The organism is Neisseria sp. HMSC074B07 (assembly GCF_001810355.1).
GTDB lineage: Bacteria > Pseudomonadota > Gammaproteobacteria > Burkholderiales > Neisseriaceae > Neisseria.
Genome location: NZ_KV800947.1, coordinates 1 through 400, shown reverse-complemented (window position 1 = coordinate 400; position 400 = coordinate 1). Strand labels below are relative to the sequence as shown.

Below are 400 nucleotides of genomic sequence, written 5' to 3'. Positions count from 1 at the left end.
AACGACGGCTACGCTGATGGCGATGCTGCCCGAATTGGGACGGCTGTCGCACAAACGGCTGGCGAGTTTGGTCGGCATTGCCCCGCACCCGAGGGAGAGCGGGGAAACCAAATTCAAAAGCCGCTGCTTCGGCGGAAGGTCTGCGGTGCGTAAGGCACTGTATATGGCTACCGTGGTAGCGACACGTTTTGAACCGCTTATTCGGGATTTCTACCAACGCCTGCTGTCCAAGGGTAAGCCGTATAAGGTTGCCGTTACGGCATGTATGCGCAAACTGCTGACGATATTGAATGCCCGGATGCGTGATTACTTTGCCGAAAACGGTACCACCGAAAACGGTATCCGAACGGCTTGATTTGAGTTTTGGTATTTTTGCCCGACGGGGTGAAAAATACAGTTG

1 protein-coding gene is annotated in these 400 nt (G+C 54.0%); it reads left to right on the top strand.

Annotation, left to right across the window (positions count from 1 at the left end; translation table 11 throughout):
* Positions 1–355, top strand: a 355-nt coding sequence (locus HMPREF2726_RS07600; protein ID WP_148132493.1) for a transposase, incomplete at its 5' end; no start/stop codon positions are given.
* Positions 356–400 lie beyond the last annotated feature (45 nt).